The following is an 18,383-nucleotide window of genomic DNA, read 5'->3' as shown; positions in this document are numbered from 1 at the left end:
CTGGGCGCCGACGGTGCGGCCGGTGGTGAGCAGCACCGCGATCACCATGCCGGCGACCATCACGATCGACACGATCGAGGCGACCTTCGTGCCCCAAGCGGTCGCGATCGCTTCGCGCAGCACCGCCGCGAGCCTCACAGCGCTACCCGCCGATCGCACTGCGCCATCACGTCGCGGTCGTGCGTGGCGATCACGACCGCAGCGCCGCGCGACGCCTGCTCGCGCAGGGCACCCACGACCGTCGCCGACGATGCGGCGTCGAGGTTGCCGGTCGGCTCGTCGGCGAGCACGATGCGCGGGTCGCCCAGCAGCGCTCGGCAGACGGCGATGCGCTGCGCCTGCCCGCCGGAGATCTGCCCGGGCTTGTGGTCGGCGCGCACCGATACCCCGAAGCGGTCGAGCAGCGCGTATGCGCGGTCCGTGAGGGCGGCGCGCGACTGGCCGCGGTAGAGGGTGGTCTCGAGCACGTTGTCGAGCACGGTGCGGGTCGCGTCGAGCGCCGCATCCTGGAAGACGAAGCCGAACGCATCCGCCCGCAACCGCGCCCGCCTGCCGTCGCGCAACTGCGACGCGTCACGCCCGTCGACCTCGACCGCACCAGCCGTGGGCGCGAGCATCAGCCCGAGCACGTACAGCAGCGTCGACTTGCCCCGCCCCGACGGGCCCGTCAGCGCCACCACCTCGCCGGCGACGAAGTCGTCGTCGAACCCGGCGATCACGGGAGCGCCCTTCGCGTAGCCGAACGACACGTCGCGGGCGGCGAGCAGCGTCGTCGCAGCCGCCGCGGTCGCAGCCGCCGCGCGCACCGCCTCGCTGCGCACCGCCTCGGCGTTCACTGCCCCTGCGCCGCCGGGATGCGCACCTCGAGCCCCTCGGCGACGCCCTCGATGAGCGCCATCCCGCGCGCCGACTGCACGACGGTCACCTCGTGCTGCGCGCCGTCCGCGTCGGTGACGAACGCGCGCCCGTCGCCGCCCGTGGTGATCGCCGAGGCGGGCACAACCAGCCCGGCGACGGCCGGCACGGTGACGATCTCGCTCATCAGCGTCGCCTGGCCCTCCGCGCCGATCAGGTCGCACGCATCCGCGCACACCGGGCCGCCGTCGGGCGCGGCGAGCGCGACGTGCACCGTCTCGCTCGACATCGGGTCGGCCGCCTGCGCTCCGGCGACCGCCTCCCAGAGCGCACCGTCGGGCGCCTGCACGATCACGCGCGTGCCGGTCGGGGCGAAGCGCGTCTGCGCCTGCTGCAGCGGGATGGTGAACGTCGGTGCGCTGCCGAGCGCGACGATGTCGCCCTCGCCGGCCGAGACGATGCGGCCGGTCGCGATCGTCTCGCCGTCGAGCGACATGCGCGCGGGCAGCTGCGGCACCCAGACGATGTCGCCGCCCTGCACGACGCCGTCGACGGGGTACCCGGATGCGCGCTGCCAGTTGCGCACGGCGGTCGCGAACGGCGCGGTGTAGCGGCCGTTGACCGCGCCGCGCCAGAAGCCCAGGTCGGTCATCAGCTGCTGCAGCTGCGACACCTGCGGGCCCGCATCGCCCGGCGCGATCGGGCCGTAGGCGGGGATCGCGCCCTGCCCCGCGACCACTGGTCGTAGGTTGACGGAGTAGAGGCGCTGACCCTTCTCGACCGATGTGCCCGGAGCGATGTCGACGCTCGTGACGGTGCCGGATGCGCCGTTGAGCGCGACCGGGCTCGTCGCCCAGGACGCCACCGAGTTGAGCGTGATCGACGAACCCACCTCGCCCGGCACCACCGCCACGGTAGAGAACGCGTCGGCCTCGAGCACCTGCTGCGGCGGCGCGAGCACCGTCGTGCCCGCCCAGCCAGCCGCGGCGCCGACAAGCAGCGCCACAACGGCAATGCCGACCCCCCGTGCCCAGCCGCCGCGGTTGCGGCGGGCATGTACAGCCCGCTCCTCGACAGGTGCGCCAGCCTCGGCCCGGCGGGGGTCTGCCCGCTCGTGCTCGATCACGTCAGAAGTCGCCACGGTGATCCTCCCGGAGTGAGCATACGTACGGGGATGCAGGTTGCCGGGTCACGTTCTGGCAACGATGCCAAGAAGGCCATCTCGGCTCGCAGCAGGTACTGTGCTAATGGACTCTTGCGCTTGGCGCAACTTGAGGCTTAAGGTTCTGGCACTTTGACAAAGGAGCCACTCATGAGAATCTGGTCCCGACTCACTGCGGGCATTGCCGCTGCATCGCTGATGATATTGGCAACGCCGGCCGTTGCGCAGGCTGGCACAGCGAATCATGGCTCGCTGTCGTGCGCCGCAGGCAGCACTGTCGAGACCTGGAGTAGCGCGCGCGGCAACATTAGGCACACTCAGTCGTCGACGTTGGGCACGAGTGAGCGGTGGTGGTACTACACCGGCAACGATGTCCACGTGCAAGAGAACACTTTCGGGTTTCGGAGCATCACGAGTGGTAGTGCTTACGCCTCGATCACTGAGGTCCCCTACTCCGGCCGACGTTGCACTTGACCCGGGGCCGGTCCACGCTCCTCCTCCTTGTGGTGGCGTTTTCTGTCGCCGGTTGCGCTGATGCGGTTCCACCGTCGCAAGATGCGCGGGTCGCTGACTACCCGATGCTGGCCGACGGCAACCCTGACATGACACCTGTCGCGGACTGCCTGCGCGAACGCGGATACCCGGTCAGCTACACGGCGGCTCCGGGCGAGGGGATCAACGTCGAAGGCGGACTGCCGGAGTCGGTGTTCGAGGACTGCGTGGCGCTCGTCGCGCCGCCCGAACCCGAGCCGCTCAATGAGGATGAGATGCGGGGCTACTTCGAGGCGTTGGTCGAGAGCGGCGACTGCCTGCGAAGGCTCGACCTGGCGCTCGCCATATCGGAGCCGCCGTCATTCGAGGTGTGGCGCGAGCGCTACTTGGGCGTCCAGAGCGGAGAGATCTGGACGCCGTATCTCGACGTCATGATGCAGCTCAATGATGCAGAGGAAGCCGAGGCGACGGCTGCATGCCCGGAGCCGCGCACCGCACAGCTCTTCGGCGGGTAGACGCGCTCGTCAGCAGCCCGTGCACCCCCCCGCGACCGTAGGCTGGGAGCCATGACCCAGCCCCGCGTCGTCACGTTCCTCGGCCCCCGCTCAGGTCAGCCGCAGGGCACTAATCTGACACGATCCAGGTCGAACGACAGATACCGCCCAGAGGGCTCTTCCAGACTGATCGGCGACATGCCGCCACCGTGGCGGAACCAGCGTGAAGCGACCGGCTCCGACACGCCAACCTCGACCGCGGCGTCAGCCGTGGTCGCCCCCTCGGCGATCAGCCGCCAGAACGCCCGCTGCACCGCACGCCACGGCTCGGGTCGACCGGGCGACCGCATCGTCGCCCGCAGGGCCCGATCCGCCGACCACTGCCGGCGAGCGCCCGCCGGCGCCTCAGGCAACTACTTCCTCGCTCTTCCCATCCCACACCTCCGTGATCGAGGTGTTGCGACGACCAGTTGAATCCGCCCTGCGACCCGGCATCGCTGTGATGGACCAGTCCGTCGAGCGCCGGGCGGCCGGCTCGGTCGCGCCGCCACAGGCCCATGCGCAGCGCCGTGGTGACCAGCGGTGTCGTCTTCGTCGTGGCCGCCTGCCAACCGACGATCGCGCGCGAGAAGCAGTCGATCACGAACGACACGTACACGAACCCGGCCCAGGTGCGCACGTACGTGAAGTCCGCCACCCAACGCTGGTTCGGGGCCGGCGAGGTGAAGTCGCGCTCGAGCAGGTCGGGCGCGCGATCGACGTGCTTGTCCGAGACCGTGGTGCGCACGCCGCGGCCCCGGACACGGCCGTTGAGGCCGAGATCACGCATCACCACCGGTCCACGCGCCGCTGGGACACGTCGTGGCCGGCCGGCGCAGATGCGCGGTCACGTGCTGGAGGTCGCCCTCAGCGCGTCGATGATGACCGCGTCCGCGAGCTGCCGTTGCTCGGCTGGGGGTGCTTCCACGCCCGGTAGGTCCGTGCGGCGACCTGCACGCCCTGCTCGCGCAGGACCTGGCAGACCGACTCGACCGCGCGCCCTTGGCTCGCTGCACGTCGATGAAGCCAACGATCAGCGGCGTCGGGGGTCGAGTTCCCCGGCGAAGAAACCGCCGCGTCCCGCAGGATCGCGTTCGCCTCGCGCAACTCACGGTTTTCCCGCTCCAGCCGCCGCACCCGCTCCGACTCGCTCGTCGACGCGCCTTGCCGGTCGCCGGCGTCGACCTGCGCCTGCCGAACCCAGCGGCGCAGCGACTCGGCACCGAAACCGAGCCGCTTCGATACCGTCTCGCACGCGGTCACCAGGTTCGGGTACTCATCGAGATGGTCGAGCACGAGCCTCACCGCTCGCCGCTTCGTCTCCTCCGGGATCTGGTTCGGCATGATGCCTATCTTCCTTCCAGACCCGAAAGGAACCGGCATCAACCGGGGACGGTTCACTTAGACTGTGGCCTAAACTGGCTTCGTACCACCGCCATCAATCTGACTCGTTTGCTTGCACGCCAGTTGTGTCTCCACGCGCTGGCGTGTTGGCTACCACCTCTGGAGCATGACGCCTTGAGTCCTATAGCAGGCACAGATGATGACAGCGTCGTCGTCTTATTTACTGAGAGTTTCCCCTTCGGCAGTGGGGAGCAATTTATTGAGTCCGAAATCCTTCTCTTGGCCAGGCAATTCGAGCTAGTGCTTATCATCCCGACTACGTCGGTGGCGGACGCAACTCCCCGGCGTCAAGTTCCGCTCAATGTGGTTACACTTGCTCCGGCTCACAAGGAGTCTCGAGCCTCCCTGCTTCTGCGGCACATGGTGCGGCACCCATTGCTCAATCTGAAAGCGATATTGGCTGCCGTTCGCGCTCGGGCGTCTCTTCGCGGCAGACTCCAGGAATTCCGTTTGAGAACACACGCACAGATTCGCGCAAATGAGGTGGCGCGTGAGCTTGAGCAACGCGTGTTGGGAAGATCCCGATGCGTCTTCTATAGTTACTGGCTCCATTCGCCGACAGCTCTTGCTATCGAGTTACGTTCAATAACGCATCTCAATCGCGTTCCAATTGTAGCACGTGCGCATGGATTCGACATTTATGCCGAACGCCAAAGATCGAAGTATCTTCCGGCGCGCACGTATATGCTAGAAAATGTGCACAGCGTATTCTCGGTATCACAAGCTGGTGCTGACTACCTGCGCGAAAAATTCCCCCAGTTCCGGGGCAAGATACGCGTCGCGCGTCTCGGCGTTGCTCCCGCGCTGAGCGCTTGCAACAGTGATCAACAGTTGATGACGGTTGTGTCTTGCTCATTTATCGTGCCGGTGAAGCGTTTGGAATCGCTGATTGATGCACTTGCCGAACTCCAAGCGCGCGGCCGGAAAGTGAGATGGTTTCACATCGGCCCAGATGAGTCTGATTATGCTGGCAGCGTCCGTCAGCGGGCAGGAGAATTTCTTGAAGCTGGTACCTATTCCTTCGTGGGAGGTCTTGCGAACGCTGAAGTTCGGCATTGGCTCGCTGCGCACCCTGGGTCTGCGTTCGTCAATGTCTCTGCTTCCGAGGGTGTGCCGGTTTCAATCATGGAGGCACTCTCCCAGGGCCTCCCGATTATCGCGACTGATGTCGGGGGTAATTCCGAGACAATCGATGTCGAAGGAGGGATGTTTGACGGACTCCTCCCCGCCAATCCGACGCCGGTAGAGCTTGCTGATCGCCTAAACTCTCTGCTCAGCACTGACGACGAAGCCTATCGCGCTTATGTGAAGTCGAGCCACTCGCACTGGGCGCGAGCGTGGTCGGCAGAGACTAACTTCTCCAAGTTTGCTGCGCTCCTCGCAGATCTCGCGACGCCGCCGAAGGGCTAGCACCGAATGTCGGAGAATTCGGTGCGCACGCGTCGCAGCAGAGCACGCAGCATCATGGCGCTGCTCTCCGGGTCGGTGATTGCGCAACTTGCGACGGTGGCGGCATTGCCATTCCTTGCACGTATGTACAGCCCGATCGCTTTCGGAGAGTATGCGATCTTTGTCTCGATCACGGCGTTTGCGTCCGTGATAGCAACTCTTCGGTACGAGATGGCAATCGTGCTTCCGCGTTCGCCCCGCGAAGCTGCTGCAGTCAAACAGCTGACCCTGCGACTATTATTGATCGCGAGCCTGCTAATAGCCCTTGTCTGTGTCGTGATCGCAGCGCTACCCATCGCTATAGACGGTGACTGGCGGTGGTTGATCCTGCTCCTCGGGCCGAGCACTTTTCTTCTGGGGTACAACGCTATAATGATGTATTGGTTCATGCGCCTGAACCGATACGGAATACTCAGCCGGAACCGCGTCTTGCAGGCCGTTGCGATTGCAGGATCGCAGGCGCTTGCCGGCCTTGTGCCAAACCCGTCAGGCTTCGGGCTAGTCTTGGGAATGATTACTGGGCAAGCTGTTGCCGCATTACTACTGGTGCTCTCCGACCCGTCTCGCCGCCTTAAAAAGGATGGTCGCAATTTGCGACAGTGGTCATACCTGTTTCGGCGGCACTGGCGATTGCCAGCGCTCACGGCGCCGCAAGCGCTAGTCGATTCATTTCGAATGAACGGGATCAACCTGGTCATCGGCTCCATGTCGCTTTCGGCACTCGGCCAGTATTCGCAGGCGTGGAGACTTGTCAACGTACCAGCAAGCCTGATCGGTGCGGCGCTAAGCCAGGTGTACTTTCCGGAGTTTGCCAGCACGCCTCGCAAGGACTTGTTTCGCGCGGTGCGGAGTAGCGTGGTGAAGTCGATGCTTATTAGCGCAATCCCTTTCGCGTTGATTTTTTGGCTGAGCCCACTCGTGTTTCCATGGGCACTAGGAGACCAATGGGTCGAGGCAGGTAGGTACGCCCAAGTGCTCGTACCATGGCTATACATAAACCTCGCAACATCACCCATTTCTACACTCTTCGTCGTGTTGCAGAAGCAACACGTGAGCCTCCCGTTCGCGGTCGTCTACGCCATTGCGCCTATTGTCGCGATCGTCGCTTTTCATCAGGAGATGTACGTCGCTATTTTGGCAATGAGCCTGACCCAGACTGTGCTGCTTCTCGTGAACCTGGGCTTGGCGTTTTGGATCGCACACCGTGCGGGAATCTCCGATTAGGGGGCTCTCTGAGGATGGCTTAGTAGGCGGGGAGTACGCCGTCCTTTACAATCCGCGCGAGGCAGCCCGACCTAGCTTCCCGGACACGTTCTCAGCGATGATCATGTCGCGGCGAGGGCGGTCGTGTGAACGGCTCCGAACTCAGCCGGGACGAGGTTGCAGAGGCGCGTGTGGCGTCGGGTCGGGTTGCAGAACCCCTCGATCCATCAAGTATGGCGGACGCGAGCTACGTCCTCGTTTCCCATGCTGTGCGATCGAGGAGGTCGCGTTGCATAATCGCCCACAGAACCACTCGATGAGCGCGTTGATCGTCAGGCTCGCGAGGATTCCTCCGATGGTGTCCATCACCGCCGCGACGTGGATGTGCTTATGGGGCTCTTCGGACATCCGGTGGGGGTGAGGCTCGCCGGGTGGGGTGGGGCGGGTAGGTGTCGAGGTCCTCGAGGATCAGTAGCGCCAACTGCTGTTCCAACTTGAGGACCTCGACGTGTCTCACCCTATTTCGGGGTGCGTTCCAGCGCGCTCTGCCACCGCTCCGTGTTCTCGCTGCGACCTGCTGCTGGGCCTGGATGGCGTGCTGGTCGAGCGCGTCGACCGAGGCGAGCAGTTGCTGACCGTGACGGTCTCGACGCCACGGCAGCCGACGGGCTGTCCGGGGTGCGGGGTGATCGCGGTCGGTCGCGGGCGTCGCGCACGAGTGCTCCACGACGTGCCCACCGCGACCCGGGTGCAGATCATGTGGCGGCAACGCGTCTGGCGGTGCACCGAAGCGGGCTGCGCGAGGGGGACCTTCGTTGAGCAGGTGCCGTCGCTGGTGCCTGCGCGTGGGTCGATCACGAAGCGCGCGGTCGCGTGGGCGATCGGGCAGCTGCGCCGCGAGCACGCCACGATCGCGGGGATCGCCCGGCAACTGGGCACGTCGTGGAAGACGGTCTGGCGGGCGGTCGAACCCGAGCTGGAACGGCTGGCCGCCGACGCGTCCCGGTTCGATGGCGTCACCGCACTCGGTGTCGATGAGCACATCTGGCACCACGTCGACACTCGCAGGCGCGGGCCGAAGGAGCTCACCGGCATGGTCGACCTCACCCGCGACGATCGGGGTCGGGTTCGTGCCAGGCTGCTGGATCTGGTGCCGGGCCGCTCGAAGCGCGCCTACGCCGACTGGCTGCAGGCGCGTACGCCCGAGTTCCGCGACGGGGTGGGCGTCGCGGCGCTCGACCCGTTCGCCGGCTACAAGAGCGCGATCGATGACGAGCTCGGCGACGCCGTCGCTGTCCTCGACGCATTCCACGTCGTGAAGCTCGGCACTCAGGTCGTCGACGAGGTCCGCCGACGCGTCCAACAGGACACCCTCGGGCACCGGGGCCGCAAGGGCGACCCGCTCTACGGCATCCAGACCCTCCTGCGCGCCAGCGCCGAGAACCTCACCGACAGGCAGCTCGGACGGCTCGCGGCCGCGATCGAGGCCGACCCGGCACACGAGGCCGTCTATGTCGCCTGGCGCTGCGCGCAAGACCTCCGCGCCGCCTACCGCCAAGCCGATCTCGCCGAGGGCCGACGCCGCGCCGAGCGGATCCTCGAGTCCTTCCACACCTGTCCGATCCCGGAAGTCGCACGACTGGGACGGACCCTTCGTCGTTGGCGCGACGCGTTCCTGGCCTACTTCACGACGAACCGTTCATCGAACGGGGGCACCGAGGCCATCAACGGCATCATCGAGCTCCACCGCCGCCTCGCCCGCGGCTACCGCAACCGCAACAACTACCGGCTCCGGATGCTCCTCGCCGCAGGCGGACTCATCCCGTGACCCCCACCGAATGTCCGAAGAGCCAAACGGGCTCTTCGCCGTTGAGCGTGGGTAGCGGGTGACGCGCCGGATCGCGCGTCAATCACCCCACGTATGGGAGACACGCCCTAGAGCTCCTGGGCATCGACTCCGGGCACGAACCGCGGCCCCGCGCCGTCGATGAGGTCCTGCTGGCTCCCGGCAACAGGGCGGATCTCCTGGTGACGATGCAGACCGGAAGTGCCCAGCTGCGCACACTCGGCTACGACCGGGGCGCCGCCATGATGGGCGGGATGATGGCCGGCGGGGGCAGTTCCTCCGGCCCGGCGCTGCTCGCCTTCGTCGAAGTTCGCGGGCCCGACGCCGCGGTGCTGCCCGCCGTGCCCCCGCGCGCGCCCGACGCCGACCTGCGCTCCCACACTCCCGACGCGCGGCGCGAGATCTCCTTCACCATGACCATGGGAATGGGCATGGCTCAGCAGGGCGGGATGAGGGCCCTGGGTTTCGACGGGCGCGCATTCGACGCGGGGCGCATCGATCAGCGCGTCGGCGCGGAGACCGTGGAGGAGTGGACAATCCGCAACCCCACGCCGATGGATCATCCGTTCCACCTGCACGTCTGCCGATGCAGCTGATCCAGGTGAACGGATCGGCGATCGACGGTACCCAGTGGCGGGACGTCGTGAACGTCCCGGCTCAGGGCTCGGTCGTGGTGCGCATCGACTTCGCACGGTTTACGGGCCTCACGGTCTACCACTGCCACATCCTCGGTCACGAGGACCTCGGGATGATGGGAACGGTGAAGGCCGCCGCGTGAAGCGCGACGCGAGTCGCCCTGCTCCCGCGCCCCGCGGAGCCTCGGTAGGCCGCGAGCCGCCGTCGACGGTAACGGCCCGACACGCCGGCCGGGATCGCGTCTAGATGTGATGCCCAGGGACGTTGTTTCGTGACATGCCCTCTTCGCCAGGCTGGTTGTGAATCACTTCACGATCAGCCAGGAGGCGATGTTCATGTCTATCGGTCCAGGGTCCACGGCGCCGGAGATTCGCGAGTTCGTGCATGAGTACCAGGTGCAGCCGCACGGGCAGAAGGGTGCGTGGCTGCTGGCGCGGAACGTCCCGAATCGGCGTCGACGATCGAGACGGCGCTCGAACATCAGACTGCTGAACCCGGCCGATGCTCATAGCCACGTCCTTCGCCTCCGGTGCGCTGAAACGGGCGCGCCAGACCTGCGCATCCACGGCGCTGAGGCTCACCACCGCTCCATCGCACTCGGCGAGCCAGAGCGTCTCGACAGCTCCGGGGGAGCCAGGATGTGGCCCGTCCGGATCGTTGGGTTCGACGAGCATAGACAGCACCATTCGCGCGGTTTGTTCGTCGGTCGCCAGTTCACTCAAGCTCGGCCTCGCCGGTTCCTCTCGGCGTTCGTCACCGACGAGGTGCGCCGGCAACCCCGGTGGATCAGCGGCGCGGAGGTGCGCTATGCACCGTCGCTGGCGTCGTCCACGATGAGCCCAGCCTCGACCAGCGCCGCTCGCACGGCCTTGCGGTCGACACCCATCCGGCGACCGATCGCCCGCATCGAGACTCCCGCTCGCGCAAGCCGCACGGCCTCCGCCTTCTCGTCGAGGCCCAGCCCCGGCCGACGACTCGGCACGTTCCGGCGGCGGAGGTGGGAGAACACCGTGGCACGATGGATTCCGTACCGCTCCGCGAGCTGCTTGACGCCCATCCCGCCCAGGTAGTCGCCGATGAGAGCGTCGACCTCAGCAGCGGTCAGAAAAGTTTGAGCCGTCTCGACAGTCCTCACGACTGGCCCCCGATCGTCCCTCGGAGCGCTGAGCGGGGGACGCCGCGAGACCTCGTAGACCCCACGATTCATGCGGGTGACGAGGGTCTTCGTCTTGGGGGCGGAGTTGCCGAACGTGCTATCCAGGCACCCCAGACGGACGAGGTCCGAACTCCCGGCCAGGGAAGCATCCCCGGCAGGCAGTTCGGACCTCTTCCTCGTTCGGACGTCACACCTGTGACGTAGCGTGGACGGATGCCGCTCCGCACTCGACCGTCGCAGGCCGCAGCCCTGGCCCTGATGGCAGCGCTCCTGCTGACCGCCTGCGTGCCCTCGGACGTCGAGCAGCCCGAGCGCACCGCGGTGCAGACGTCCGAGCCGGCCTCCGCGCAGCCTGAGCGCGCAGCGGTGCAGACATCCGAGCCGGATGCCGTGCTCACGGTGATCGCGGACCCGAACGACCAGGACGCATCCATCGCCACCAGCCGGGTGCTGTTCGACGCCGCACCGCTGGTGGTCATCGCCGCCGCCGGCGACGCCCAGGGCCAGGAGCTGAGCGCCCGGGCAGCGATCGCGCTGGGCGTGCCGCTGCTGGTGGCTCAAGCTGAGACAGCTCCGGAGGCCGGGGCCGCGATCGCTTCGCCCGCGCCGCTGCCGCCATCGCCGACGACGCCCGACGCGGACGGCGCTTCCGCCCTGTCGACCGAGCTGCACCGGCTCGCTGCGACGACCGCCCTCGTGATCGGCGACGTGGCCCGGCTGCCCGAGGAGGGCGCGGGCTCGAGCGTGGCGATCGAACGGGTGGACGCCACGGAAGCCGCCGTCCGACGAGCCGCGGGCGCGACGATCGGCCAACCGACCGCGCCTGACGCCTCCGGCTTCGCAGCGGGCATCGCCGGACTGGCCGTCGATGCGCCCGGCGACACCGCCGCCCCACGGGCCGACGCCGTGCCGCGGCCCTTGCCGGCAGCGCCGCTCACGGACACCCTCGCGCTGGCGATCGACGACGTGCGGCAGCTGGGCGCCATCGCCACGGCGCGGGCGGCGGGTGTGCCGGTGCACCTCGTGCCGCAGGGCTCCGAGAACCCGCAGTCCACGGCATCCGTCGTCGACGCCCTGCACGCCTCGACCACGACGAGGACGCTCGCGCTCGGCGCAGCATTCTCTGCGCGGCCGGCGCTGGAGTGGGAGGTCCGCTCCGCGCGCGGCGGCTTCCAGCTCGCCGGCGGCGGACAGCAGCTGTTCGCTCAGCGGCAGTTCGTCGCGCTCTACGGCACGCCGAGCACGAGCGCACTCGGCGTGCTGGGAGAGCAGGATGCCGCCGCATCGATCCAGCGGGCACGTGACGTCGCGGCGCCCTACGCGGCGCTGACCGACAAGACCGTCGTGCCCATGTTCGAGATCATCGCGACCGTCGCCGCCCGCGAGCCAGGGCCGGATGGCAACTACTCCAACGAGCTGCCCGTCGACGAGCTCCGCCCGCTGGTGGATGCCGCGGCCGAGGCCGGGATCTACGTCGTGATCGACCTGCAGCCGGGTCGCACCGACTTCCTGACCCAGGCGCAGCAGTACCGATCGCTGCTCGAGCTGCCGCACGTCGGGCTCGCGCTCGATCCCGAATGGCGCCTCGCCCCCGACGAGGTGCACCTGCGTCAGATCGGCTCGGTCAGCGCCGCGGAGGTGAACAGCGTCGTCACGTGGCTGGCCGACCTCACCAACGCGCAGGGCCTGCCGCAGAAGATGCTCGTGCTGCACCAGTTCCGGTCGGACATGATCACCGATCGGCAGTCGCTCGACCTCAGCCGTCCCGAGCTGGCCATGCTCCTCCATGTCGACGGCCTGGGCTCGCAGCCCGAGAAGCAGGCGACCTGGGCGGCCCTGCAGCGCGACGCCCCGGAAGGCCTGCACTGGGGATGGAAGAACTTCTATGACGAGGATCTTCCGATGCTGACTCCTGAGCAGACTGTCGGCGGAGTCTCGCCCGTGCCCGACCTGATCACGTACCAATAGCGACGGCAGGACCGTCGCGCCGTGCGACGCGAGTCAGTCCTGGGGCAGGATGACGCCGATGGGCTCGCGCTTCTCCGCCTGGAAGCGATCCTCGGTGCGACCCTGGGCCCAGTAGCCCGACAGCGACACCTGCCCGCGCGCCAGGCCGCGGCGGCCGAAGAGCTCGTCGCGCAGCGCCTTCATCGACTCGCGCTCGCCGTGCGCGAAGACGTGCGGCCGGCCGTCGCGGAACTCCAGCGCGGCCACAGCGTCGGCGAGCAGGCCGACCGTCTGCTGGCTCGGCTCGCCGCGGTGCAGCCACCGGACCTCGACGCCGTCGGGAGCGGCGATCGTGATCTGCTCGGACGCATCCCGCACCTCGATGAGCGCGAGGCCGATCGCCTGGGCCGGCATCGACTCGATCGCGCGGGCGATGGCCGGCAGCGCCGACTCGTCGCCGAGCAGCAGGTGCCAGTCGGCGGTCTCGTCGGGGCGGTAGCCGCCGCCGGGGCCGCCGAACACGACGCGCTCCCCCGGCTGTGCCCGCGCGGCCCAGGGGCCGGCGACGCCCTCGTCGCCGTGCACGACCACGTCGATGGCCAGTGCGTCGTCGCGCACGTCGCGCACCGTGTAGGTGCGCGAGACCGGGAGATCCTCCGGCGCGAGCGTCTGGCGCAGCGCCGAGACGTCGTAGGGCGGCTCGAGGCCCAGCTCGGGCTTCGCGAACCACAGCTTGACGTAGGCGTCGGTGCTGTCGTTCGCCGTGAAGGTGGCGAAGCCCGGGCCGCCCAGCCACAGCCGCACGAGGCTGGGCGCGATCCGCTCGGTGCTCAGCACCTGCATGACGTGCTGCGGGCGGGCGGGGCGCGAGGGGCGATCTGGAGTGCTCATGTGGTCTCGACGGTATCAGCGGGGGCGCTCCCGACAGCCCTCGGTAGGCTCACGATCAGCGTGCAGCAGAGGAAAGGCAGCCAGTGCTGGAGATGAGCGAGGAGTCGTTCGAGTCGCTCGTCACCGAGGTGCTCGACGAGCTGCCCGACGAGATGGTCGACGGGCTCGACAACGTGGTGTTCCTCGTCGAGGACGAGCACCCCGACGAAGACCTGCTCGGGCTCTACGAGGGCGTCGCGATCACCGACCGGGGGCAGTACGGGTTCGGCGAGCTGCCCGATCGGATCATGGTCTACCGCCTGCCGCACCTCGATGCCAGCGAGACCCTCGAGGAGCTGCGCGCCGACGTGCGCACGACGCTCGTGCACGAGATCGCGCACTTCTTCGGCATCGACGACGAGCAGCTGCACGAGCTCGGCTGGGCGTAGCCGCTCGCAGTTTCTATGCGACCGCCGTCGCGTCGGCGAGCGCCGTGGTGTCGATGACGAAGCGGAAGCGCACGTCACCATCGACCACCCTGTCGTACGCCGCATCCACCTCGTCGATCCCGATGCGCTCGATGACCGCGCCGATGCCGTGCTCGGCGCAGAAGTCGAGCATCTCCTGTGTCTGGCGGATGCCGCCGATGTTCGAGCCTGCCAGCACCTTGCCGCCCATGATCAGGGATCCGAGCGAGATCTGCTGCGGCTCGGGCGGGAGGCCGACGTTCACCATCGCCCCGTGGGGCTTCAGGAGCGACAGGTAGGCGCCGAGGTCGAGGTCGGCGCTCACGGTGTTCAGGATCACGTCGAACTCGCCGCGATGCGCGTCGGCCCAGCCGGCCTCACCGGTCGCCACCGTGCGGGCCGCGCCCAGCTCGGCCGCGAGGTCGGCCTTCGCGAGGCTGCGCGAGAGCACCGTCACCTCCGCGCCCTTGGCCGCGGAGAGCTGCACGCCCATGTGGCCGAGGCCGCCGAGGCCGACGACCGCGACTCGCTTGCCCGGGCCGACGCCCCAGCGGTCGATCGGCGAGTAGAGCGTGATGCCGGCGCACAGCAGCGGCGCGGCCACGTCGAGCGCGATCCCGTCGGGGATGCGCAGCACGAAGCGCTCGTCAACCACCACGCGCTCGCTGTAGCCGCCCTGCGTGATCGAGCCGTCGCGATCGACGGCGGCGTAGGTGCCGACGGAGCCGTTCAGGCAGTCCTGCTCCTCGTCGGCGAGGCACTGCTCGCACGCGCCGCACGAGTCGACGAGGCAGCCGACGCCGACGCGGTCGCCGATCGCGTGCCGGGTGACGGCGTCGCCGACGGCCTCGACGACGCCCGCGATCTCGTGGCCGACGGTGAGCGGGAAGGGCGCAGCTCCCCACTCGTCGCGGATCGTGTGGATGTCGCTGTGGCAGATGCCGGCCGCGCGGATCGCGATCACCACGTCGTTCGGCCGCGGGTCGCGGCGCTCGATCGTGGCGATGCGGAACGGCTGATCGGGGCCGGTCTTCTGCAGCGCCTTCGTGGAGATGGGCATCAGAGCCTCCTGGCGGATCACGGGCATCGGCCGATGCCGGCGGCTCAGCCTACGCGCAGCATCCCTCGCGCGCGCTCGACCGGTCAGAGCGCCTCGCGCACCTCGGCTCGGATGTCGATGGCGAGCAGCTGCACGGCTGAGATGGTTGCAGCCACTGGTTCTCCACAGCCCCGATTCCGTGTCAGTGGCCCGTGGTGTGATCTCTGCATGGACGGTTGGGGCATCGATGGCGAGGAGTACGTCGCCGCGGTGCGCGCTGGCCTGGTCGACCCGCACGGCCGGTCGGCGTCGGAGCTGCAGGATGAGTTGGATGCGTTCGATGCCGATTGGTCGGCGCGTCTGGCGCCGCTGACGGAGGCGGAGCTCGACGAGGTGGTCGCGGGCCGCATGGCGGTGCCGCCGCTGGCGCCGCCGGTCGAGTCGCCGGTGCTCGCGGCGCTGCGGGCGGAGGTGGCGTTCGCCGGCCGGGTGAAGGCGCTCCACGCGCAGCGGGCGCGGCTGGAGGCCGAGGAGCGGGAGCTCATGGCGGCGCGCTTCCAGGCGATGCTCGACGACCGCGGCGACTCCGGCATGGCGCTGCGCGAGACTGCCTCGATCCTCGCGGTGGAGCTGCGCGCCGCCGACCGCACCATGGAGCAGCAGCTCACCGACGCGTGGACGACGGTCACCGAGCTGCCCGCCGCCCACGAAGCGCACAAGGCCGGCCGCATCGCGAGCGGGCACCTGCGGGTCATCACGGCCGCGACGCTGCCGCTGCGGCTCGACGTCGACGCCGACCCCGCCGAGCGGGCCCGCGTGGAGGCGGAGCTGGTGGCGGTCGCCGAGGCGACGACGCCCGGCCGGCTGCGGGTGCGGGCGCGGCGGATCGTCGACCAGGCGCTCACGCGGCCGCTGCAGCAGCGCCACCAGGCGGCCCGCGACCGGCGCGAGGTGTCGCTGACCGACGTCGGCGACGGCATGGTCCACCTCGGCGCGCTGGTCCGGCTTCACCGCCGGTGAGGGCGCCGCGCCCGCCTTCGCAGCCGGCGCCGGTGCCGACGCGGCGGGGGCTGCCGCGGCCGCGGGGGCTGCCGTGAGCGCGGCACCGCCGTCGAGGCGCTGCTCGATGCGCTCGACGCGCGCGATCGTGCCGACCTCGGGGTCGCCCGACTCGGGCACCAGCAGGCGCGCGGCCATCAGCTCGAGGTGCAGCCGAGGGCTGGTGGCGCCGGCCATGTCGGTGAGCGCCCTCGCGACGATGTCGGCGGCGCGCGACAGCTCGGCGCTGCCGAAGCCCCGTGCCTGCTCGACGAGCGTCGCGAGCTCCTCCGGCGGCACGCCATGCAGGATCGCCGCCGGATCCTTCGCGGCGTGCGCGACGATCAGGTCGCGCAGCCGCTCCAGCAGGTCTTCGACGAAGCGGCGCGGATCCTGCCCCGACTGCACGACGCGATCGATCGCCGTGAACAGCCCTGGCGCATCCGCCCCCGAGAGCGCAGCGACGATCTCGTCGAGCAGCTCGCCGTGCGTGAAGCCGAGCAGGGCGACCGCGTGCTCGTAGGAGACCCCGCCCTCAGAGCCCGCGATGAGCTGGTCGAGCAGGCTGAGCGTGTCTCGCGCCGAGCCGCCGCCCGCGCGCACCACCAGCGGCAGCACCCCGGGAGCGACCTCGACCCCCTCCTGCGCGCAGAGCTGCTGCACGTACTCGAGCATCGGCGCCGGGGCGATGAGCCGGAACGGGTAGTGGTGCGTGCGCGAGCGGATCGTGCCGATGACCTTCTCGGGCTCGGTCGTCGCGAAGATGAACTTGATGTGCTCCGGCGGCTCCTCGACGATCTTCAGCAGCGCGTTGAAGCCGCCGGAGGTCACCATGTGCGCCTCGTCGATGATGAAGACCTTGTAGCGGTCGCGGCTGGGCGCGAAGGTGGCGCGCTCGCGCAGGTCGCGGGCGTCGTCGACGCCGCCGTGGCTGGCGGCGTCGATCTCGACCACGTCGAGCGAGCCGCCGCCGTCGCGGCCGAGCTCGATGCAGGAGTCGCAGACGCCGCACGGCTCGGGCGTCGGCCCCTGCGCGCAGTTCAGGCAGCGGGCGAGGATGCGGGCGCTGGTCGTCTTGCCGCAGCCGCGCGGGCCCGAGAAGAGGTAGGCGTGGTTCACGCGGTCGGCGCGGAGCGCCGTGCTGAGCGGATCGGTGACGTGCGCCTGCCCGATGAGCTCGGAGAAGGCCTCCGGCCGATAGCGACGATAGAGAGCGGCGACCATGCGCCCAGGCTACTTGCCGCCGGTGACGCGCGATGCCGCGCTCCACACGCTTACCGGGACTGCAGGTCTTCGGCAGCGGGCGCGAGGGACACATCCATCGACGGCGCCTGCAGCACCCAGAGACGGGAAGGACCCCCCGCGCACCCGCCAGAGCCCGGTTGCCCTTGCTTCGTCTCCGACCTGGGGGATTTGGCCTGGATGGCGCCACGCGGGGAGCCGCATCCATCGTACCGAATGCGCGGACCGCCCCGCACCCACGCCCGGTAGCGTGTGCGCATGCTGCCGATCGCCGCGACGGGCAATCCCTTCGACCTCTTCGCCGGACTCCCGCTGCACCCGCTCGCGGTGCACGTGCCCGTGGTGCTGCTGCCGCTCGGCGCGATGGGCCTGCTGCTGATGCTCGTGGTCGTGCGCTGGCGCACGGTGCTGGCCTGGCCGGTCATCGTCATGCTCGGCATGGCGACCGGCGGCGCGCTGGTCGCGAAGCTGTCGGGCGAGGCGCTCGCGCTGCGCGTCGGCGACCCCGGGCAGCACGCCGAGCTCGGCAACTGGCTGCTGGCGACGGCGGGCATCCTCTTCACCGCGACGCTCGCGTGGTGGCTGTGGCAGCGCCGTCAGGCGCGGGTGCGCCGGCCCACGGGCGTGGTCGGGCTGATCGTCGGCACGGTGCTCGCGACGCTCGCGGTCGGTGCGGTGATCATCGCGGTGCTCACCGGCCACTCCGGCGCGACGGCCGCCTGGGGCGACCGGGTCGGGGTGCAGACCCCGGACGCGTCGGCGCCCGAGGCCACCGGCGCCCCCTCTGCCGCGCCCACCGGCGGTGAGGACATCTCGATCGCCACGGTCGCGCAGCACGATGACTCCGCCTCCTGCTGGGTGGCCATCGAGGGCACCGTCTACGACGTCACGGAGTGGATCCCGCAGCACCCCGGCGGCCCGGACCGCATCCTCGGGATCTGCGGCACGGATGCGTCCGACGACTTCGGCGCGCAGCATTCGGGTGACGCGCTCCCCACCGAGCAGCTCAGCCAGTTCGCGATCGGCGAGCTCGCCGAGCGCTGA

17 protein-coding genes, 1 other RNA gene and 1 pseudogene are annotated in these 18,383 nt (G+C 69.0%); 9 read left to right on the top strand and 10 right to left on the bottom strand.

Features of this window, described 5'->3' with window-relative positions; translation table 11 throughout:
* Positions 1-134: 134 nt before the first annotated feature.
* Entirely contained in the window at positions 135-836 is a 702-nt protein-coding gene (locus Q9250_RS13970; protein WP_306232495.1) for an ABC transporter ATP-binding protein, read from the bottom strand.
* Positions 833-1,996 carry a peptidoglycan-binding domain-containing protein gene (locus Q9250_RS13965; protein WP_306232494.1) on the bottom strand — a complete coding sequence of 388 codons (1,164 nt, stop codon included), beginning with the start codon at positions 1,994-1,996 and terminating at the stop codon, positions 833-835. Before Q9250_RS13965 ends, Q9250_RS13970 begins: the two co-directional genes overlap by 4 nt.
* Before the next feature lie 527 nt (positions 1,997-2,523).
* Between Q9250_RS13965 and Q9250_RS13960 the strand changes: the two genes are divergently transcribed.
* Positions 2,524-3,024, top strand: a complete 501-nt coding sequence (locus tag Q9250_RS13960; protein ID WP_306232492.1) for a hypothetical protein — start codon at positions 2,524-2,526, stop codon at positions 3,022-3,024.
* A gap of 131 nt (positions 3,025-3,155) precedes the next feature.
* On the opposite strand, the pseudogene Q9250_RS13955 reads toward Q9250_RS13960, so the two are convergent.
* The 3 genes and pseudogenes from Q9250_RS13955 to Q9250_RS13945 all read right to left on the bottom strand — a co-directional run.
* Positions 3,156-3,353, bottom strand: a pseudogene (locus Q9250_RS13955) (IS30 family transposase); the annotation flags it as partial.
* Positions 3,293-3,832 carry a DDE-type integrase/transposase/recombinase gene (locus Q9250_RS13950; RefSeq protein ID WP_306234007.1) on the bottom strand — a complete coding sequence of 180 codons (540 nt, stop codon included), beginning with the start codon at positions 3,830-3,832 and terminating at the stop codon, positions 3,293-3,295. The pseudogene Q9250_RS13955 and the gene Q9250_RS13950, both read right to left, overlap by 61 nt.
* Before the next feature lie 77 nt (positions 3,833-3,909).
* Positions 3,910-4,386: a transposase gene (locus Q9250_RS13945; protein ID WP_306232491.1), complete on the bottom strand. Its 477-nt coding sequence runs from the start codon at positions 4,384-4,386 to the stop codon at positions 3,910-3,912.
* A 756-nt stretch (positions 4,387-5,142) separates the two neighbouring features.
* Between Q9250_RS13945 and Q9250_RS13940 the strand changes: the two genes are divergently transcribed.
* The 5 genes from Q9250_RS13940 to Q9250_RS13920 all read left to right on the top strand — a co-directional run bounded on the left by Q9250_RS13940 (position 5,143) and on the right by Q9250_RS13920 (position 9,722).
* A complete protein-coding gene (locus tag Q9250_RS13940; protein WP_306232490.1) occupies positions 5,143-5,856 on the top strand; it encodes a glycosyltransferase in 714 nt (237 codons plus the stop codon).
* 54 nt (positions 5,857-5,910) lie between these two features.
* Positions 5,911-7,119 (top strand): oligosaccharide flippase family protein, encoded by a 1,209-nt coding sequence (locus Q9250_RS13935; protein ID WP_306232488.1) that lies wholly within the window; start codon positions 5,911-5,913, stop codon positions 7,117-7,119.
* 487 nt (positions 7,120-7,606) lie between these two features.
* A complete protein-coding gene (locus Q9250_RS13930) occupies positions 7,607-8,926 on the top strand; it encodes an ISL3 family transposase (protein WP_422665050.1) in 1,320 nt (439 codons plus the stop codon).
* A gap of 206 nt (positions 8,927-9,132) precedes the next feature.
* The gene (locus tag Q9250_RS13925; RefSeq protein ID WP_306234005.1) at positions 9,133-9,540 is read left to right on the top strand and encodes a multicopper oxidase domain-containing protein; all 408 of its coding nucleotides are present in this window, start codon (positions 9,133-9,135) and stop codon (positions 9,538-9,540) included.
* Positions 9,531-9,722, top strand: coding sequence for a multicopper oxidase domain-containing protein (locus tag Q9250_RS13920; RefSeq protein ID WP_306232487.1), 192 nt, complete (start codon positions 9,531-9,533; stop codon positions 9,720-9,722). The genes Q9250_RS13925 and Q9250_RS13920 overlap by 10 nt, the downstream gene beginning before the upstream one ends.
* A 100-nt stretch (positions 9,723-9,822) precedes the next feature.
* On the opposite strand, the gene Q9250_RS13915 is transcribed toward Q9250_RS13920, so the two are convergent.
* A complete protein-coding gene (locus tag Q9250_RS13915) occupies positions 9,823-10,254 on the bottom strand; it encodes a hypothetical protein (RefSeq protein ID WP_306232486.1) in 432 nt (143 codons plus the stop codon).
* A gap of 131 nt (positions 10,255-10,385) precedes the next feature.
* On the bottom strand, positions 10,386-10,715 hold the full coding sequence (locus Q9250_RS13910) for a hypothetical protein (protein ID WP_036283758.1): 330 nt from the start codon (positions 10,713-10,715) through the stop codon (positions 10,386-10,388).
* 234 nt (positions 10,716-10,949) lie between these two features.
* Here Q9250_RS13910 and Q9250_RS13905 point away from each other — a divergent pair, with 234 nt between their 5' ends.
* Complete coding sequence (locus Q9250_RS13905; protein ID WP_306232485.1) at positions 10,950-12,704, top strand: hypothetical protein; 1,755 nt, start codon at positions 10,950-10,952, stop codon at positions 12,702-12,704.
* A gap of 33 nt (positions 12,705-12,737) precedes the next feature.
* Here Q9250_RS13905 and Q9250_RS13900 read toward each other — a convergent pair whose 3' ends face one another.
* Positions 12,738-13,574 (bottom strand): siderophore-interacting protein, encoded by an 837-nt coding sequence (locus tag Q9250_RS13900; RefSeq protein ID WP_306232484.1) that lies wholly within the window; start codon positions 13,572-13,574, stop codon positions 12,738-12,740.
* Positions 13,575-13,666: 92 nt separating this feature from the next.
* Between Q9250_RS13900 and Q9250_RS13895 the strand changes: the two genes are divergently transcribed.
* Positions 13,667-14,002, top strand: a complete 336-nt coding sequence (locus Q9250_RS13895; RefSeq protein WP_306234004.1) for a metallopeptidase family protein — start codon at positions 13,667-13,669, stop codon at positions 14,000-14,002.
* 13 nt (positions 14,003-14,015) lie between these two features.
* Here the strand turns inward: Q9250_RS13895 and Q9250_RS13890 are convergent, their stop codons facing one another.
* Entirely contained in the window at positions 14,016-17,321 is a 3,306-nt protein-coding gene (locus tag Q9250_RS13890; RefSeq protein ID WP_306232483.1) for a DNA polymerase III subunit gamma and tau, read from the bottom strand.
* A gap of 124 nt (positions 17,322-17,445) precedes the next feature.
* Positions 17,446-17,542, bottom strand: an RNA gene (ffs, locus tag Q9250_RS13885) — signal recognition particle sRNA small type.
* 55 nt (positions 17,543-17,597) lie between these two features.
* Here ffs and Q9250_RS13880 point away from each other — a divergent pair.
* Positions 17,598-18,383, top strand: a complete 786-nt coding sequence (locus tag Q9250_RS13880; protein WP_306232482.1) for a cytochrome b5-like heme/steroid binding domain-containing protein — start codon at positions 17,598-17,600, stop codon at positions 18,381-18,383.

Source organism: Agrococcus beijingensis (assembly GCF_030758955.1).
GTDB classification, from domain to species: Bacteria; Actinomycetota; Actinomycetes; order Actinomycetales; family Microbacteriaceae; genus Agrococcus; species Agrococcus beijingensis.
Note: the sequence above shows the minus strand (reverse complement) of the source record. Positions and strands in the feature narration are given on the sequence as shown.